This window comes from Halomonas sp. (assembly GCF_041689495.1).
Taxonomy (GTDB): domain Bacteria; phylum Pseudomonadota; class Gammaproteobacteria; order Pseudomonadales; family Halomonadaceae; genus Halomonas.
Genome location: NZ_JBDNGD010000455.1, coordinates 1 through 4,647 on the forward strand (window position 1 = coordinate 1; position 4,647 = coordinate 4,647).

Annotated in this window: 2 protein-coding genes; both read right to left on the bottom strand. The window is 67.3% G+C overall.

Annotated features, from left to right (window positions below):
• Positions 1–347: 347 nt before the first annotated feature.
• Complete coding sequence (locus ACESMD_RS13885; protein ID WP_372614146.1) at positions 348–3,449, bottom strand: efflux RND transporter permease subunit; 3,102 nt, start codon at positions 3,447–3,449, stop codon at positions 348–350.
• Positions 3,446–4,647, bottom strand: a 1,202-nt coding sequence (locus tag ACESMD_RS13890) for an efflux RND transporter periplasmic adaptor subunit (protein WP_372614148.1), incomplete at its 5' end; no start/stop codon positions are given. The genes ACESMD_RS13885 and ACESMD_RS13890, both read right to left, overlap by 4 nt.

The following is a 4,647-nucleotide window of genomic DNA, read 5'->3' on the forward strand; positions in this document are numbered from 1 at the left end:
CCAGCGCGGCGGCGGCATGTCCGTGTTGATGACACCACAGGCGCAGTCGCTGTCCGATGAGGACATCGCCGACATCGCCGCCTACTACGCCAGCCTCGAGCCCTGATCCCTGGCCGCCGCACCGTGCGGCGGCCCCTTCGTTAGCCGCCGCCATCCTCTCGTGATCGTCTGCCGTGACAGTGGCGGCGCCGCCCAGCAGAGAGGCCGTCAGCAGCAGGACACTGGCGAGAGAGTTTCGACGGCTATGCGGCATGGTGGTCTCCTGTGCCATTTAAGAAGCATTTATAACGCTACTTTAAAGGTAGCCAATCACATGCCGCCGTCAAGACGTGGTCCGCCGCTCCGACTCAGGATTCGGCCTCGACCCGTCGAGTCCACCCCCATTCGTCGAAAAGCACGTAAAGCGCCGGCATCACCAGCAACACGAGCACGGTGGCGGTCAGCAGACCGAACACCACCGAGATCACCATCGGCTTGATGGCATCGGCCTGGGTGCTGGTCTCGGCCAGCAGCGGCAACAGGCCGGCGATGGTGGTCGTGGTGGAGATCAGGATGGCGCGCAGCCGATCTCGGCTGGCCTGCCCCGCAGCAGCCGCGGCATCGAGCCCGCGGGCGCGGTGGGTCTTGATGAAGTGGATCAGCAGGATGGCGTTGTTGACCACGATGCCGGCCAGCGACGCCGCGCCGATCAGCGAGGGCATGGAGAGGTAGTAGCCCATGATCACGTGCCCCCAGAGGGCACCGATGAAGGCCAGCGGAATGGAGAGCATGACGATCAGCGGCTCCACGTAGCTGCGGAACTGGAACGACAGGATCATGAAGATCCCCACCAGGCCGATCAGCAGGGCGCGACCGATGGAGCCACCGGTCTCGGCGGAGCTGGCCACCTGCCCCTCGAAGGTGACGTCCACCTCGGGGTGACGTGCCTGGAAGGCCTCCAGCCAGCCGCTGGCCACCAGATCGTCGACGATGGCCTGGCCGCTGGCCTGGCGGGCGTCCACGTTGGCCTGCACGGTGACCGTGCGCCGACCGTCGATGCGCGTGATGCGCCCCCAGTCGCGGCGCTCGGCCACCTCAGTCACCACCGACAGTGGCACCCGGCTGCCATCGGGCAGGGCGATGGTCTGGTCGGCCAGGTCATCGAGGCTGTCGCGATCCTGCTCGGCCTGACGCACCAGAATCTCGATATCCCAGTCGCTGATACGCTGGGTATCGGCGATCTCGCCGAGCAGTGCGGCGCGCAGCTGGCTCCCTACCTCCTCGGCGGTCAGCCCCAGGCCGTGGGCCCCCTCTGCCAGGCGATAGGCGCGCTGCGGCTTGCCGGGGCGCAGATCGTCGATGACATTGTAGACTGCGGCGTAGCCGGCCAGGGTTTCAGCCGTCTCGCGGGCGGCGGCCTTGAGGGCATCCAGGTCCTCGCCCTGCAAGCGCACCTCGACCGGTATCCCCGCAGGGCCGAAACCCGGTTCCTGGATAATCAGGCTCTGAATCCCTGCAATTTCGCCGATCTCCTCGCGCCAGGCGTTGGTCAGTTCGTCAATGCTGATGCTGCGCCGCTCGGCGGTAAGCAGGTCGACCATCACCGTCGCCACATGAGTGCCGGCCTCACCGGCGCTGGGGTTGTAATCGAAGCGCACCTGGGTGGCTACTACCAACGGCGACTCATCCGGCTGCTGCGGGGTAAGGCGCGCATCGAGACGCTGCATGGCGTCCTCGACCTGCTTGGCCACCCTCTGGGTCCGCGAGAACGGCGTACCCTGGGGCATCAGAATATCCGCCTCGAGAACATCACCGTCGATGGCGGGCATCGCCTCGCTGCCGATATGTCCGCCAGCCATGAAGCCAGCGGACCCCAGCATCACGGCAAGAACGGCACCCAATACCGCATGGCGGAAACGGATCGCCTGGTCGGCCAGTCGCCCGACTCCCTCGCGGAAACGCTCGAAACCGTGGTCGAAGGCGGTGCGGAAGCGCGAGTCGTGCCCCTGCCGGAGGTGCTTCACGCTGCCCTTGAGATGGTGCGGCAGGATCCAGAATGCCTCGACAAGACTCGCTGCCAGGGCAGCGATCAACACCACCGGCAGCACCTCCAGTACCGCCCCCATCTCGCCGACCAGGAAGGAGAGCGGCACGAAGACCGAGGCGGTGGTCAGAAACGATGACATCACGCCGGGCAGCACCTGCCGGGTACCGGACACCACCGCCTCCAGCGGCGTGGCGCGTTCCAGGGCGTGAGCGGCAATGTTGTCGGTGATGACGATGGCATCGTCCATGACAATGCCGATGGCCATCAGCAGCGCCACCAGGGTGATCATATTCAGCGACAGGCCGGTCAGGGTCATGACGGCAAACGCTCCCATGAAGGCCGCCGGCAGCCCCAGCACTGCCCATAGGGCCAGCCTGGGACGAAAGAACAGGCTCATCACTACGATCACCAGCAGCAACCCCATGATGCCGTTGCTCACCAGCATCTGCAGCCGATCGCGGACAATGGTGGTCATGTCCTGGGTCAGGGAAAGCCGCACCCCCTCACCAAAACGTTGGCGCTCACTCTCCACCAGCGCCGCCAAATCGGCCATAACCTCCAGGGAGTCATCCCGCAGCGTCTTGCTGACCTCCAGCACCACGGCCCGCTCGCCATTGAAGCGGATCTGCTCCTCCTCCCGCTCGCCGACCTGCGTCAGGCTGGCAATATCGCCCAGGGTCAGCTCGCCGCCTTTCGCATCCGATACGACCACGACACCCTTCAGTTCGTCGAGGGAACGACGCTGGTCGGTAAAGCGCAGCTGGATATCACGGTCGCGGGTCTCCAGAGTGCCCAGCGGCATGTCGATGCTCTGGCTCGCTATCCGCCGGGCCAGTTCGCGGGCCGACAAGCCGTGCTGTGCCAGTACCTCACGGGGTACCTCCACCTGCCACTGGCGCTGGGAAAGCCCGTGGATAGCCACATTGGCGACACCGTGCAGAGCCATCAGCCGGTCTTCCAGCCTCAGGGCATAATCCTCCAGCTGGTCCAGAGGCATATCACCGCTGACCGCTACCGCCGCCACCAGATCGCTGCGGTTCAACTCGCGTACTACCGGGTCTTCGGCCCGCTCGGGCAGGTCGGTCAGTGCATTGACCTCGGTGTCGATGTCGTTGAGAAAGCGAATGGCATCGCCACCCGCGAGCATCGAGACCGTGGCGCTGGCCAGGTTATCCTGGGCGACACACTCCACTTCGTTGAGAAAATCCACCCCCTTGACGGCATCATACAACCGCCGGCAGATGGCATCCTCCACATCGGCGGCAGTGGCGCCGCGATACTCCACCTGGACGCTCACCTCTACCGGCCGGTAATCGGGAAAGGTCTCGCGCTTGAGCGAAGGAGCGGCGAACAGGCCGGCGGCGAGCAGCAGCACCAGCAGCAGGTTGGACGCGGTGGGATGGTCGGCGAACCAGCGAATCATGGTGCCTCTCCCGCCGCCTGGTCACGCAGCCTCGCCTCGAGGGCGGTATCTCGCCGGGGCGCCACCCGCATGCCGTCGAGGGCCGGAATGGGATCGTCGACGATCACCCGGTCCCCGGCGGCAAGCCCCGAGGCAATGATCGCCATGTCATGCTGCTCGAAGGCCACCTCGACCGCCACGCGCCTCAGGCGATCCTCGGCGTCGAGGCGGTAGACCTCGCCGTCATGCACCGCGGCCGCCGGCACCACCAGCCGGGGGTCATCCTCCGCGGTGAGGCGCACCCGCACATACATGTCACGCAGCAGCGGCGGGTGATCGGGCGGGCGGGCATGGCGGTAGGGGTGGTCGACCTGCACCACCACCCGCGCGGTGCGGGTGACCGGATCCAGGCCGCTCGACACCCGCACCAGTCGGGCCGGCCAGCGCACCTCGGCAGCCCCGACCAGCGCGACCTCGGCGCTTACCGCACCGAGGTCCACCCGCTCGCCGATATCCAGCCCCGTCTCCTCGCCTTCGGGGAAGACCACGCCAGCCAGCAGCCGGCGCAGCATGGACAGCGGCACATGGACCTCCACCTCGGCGGCCTCGAGGCTCTCCGCCTGGAAGAGGCGCTGGCCGGCGCCGGCATACTGGTGCATCTCCACGTCCACCTGGCTTACCCGGAGATCGTAGGGCGCCACGAAGCGGGTATCCTCGAGGTCGCGAAGGGCCTGATCCCGTCGCGTGGCGGTGCGATCCCGCTGGGCCTCCAGGATGCGGCGACGCGGCGCCACCAGAGCCAGCTGATTCTCCAGGGAGGCCACCGCCCGGCGCTGGACAACGGTGCTGCGCCGCTGCTCGTCGCGCCGCGAGGTCGACACCGAGCCGCTGGCCGCCAGCCGCTCGATGCGTGACAGCTCCTGCTGGGCGAGCGCCAGGGCCTCGCGCTCCAGTGCCAGCAGACGGCCGGTGTTCTCTTCCTCGGTGTCGAGCTGTGCCAGTTCGGCGGCCAGGCTGGCCAGTTCGGCCTCTGCCTCGGCGATGGCCAGCTCGTAGCGGCTCGGATCCAGCACCAGCAGCAGGGTGCCTTCGCGCAGCAGGATGCCGCTCTCCAGGCCGGGATGGCGCTCCACCACCCGGCCGGCCACGTTGGCCACCGCCTGCCAGGTCTCCGCCGGTCGCGCCTCGCCGTGGCCCCGCGCCTCGACCCGGAAGGGCA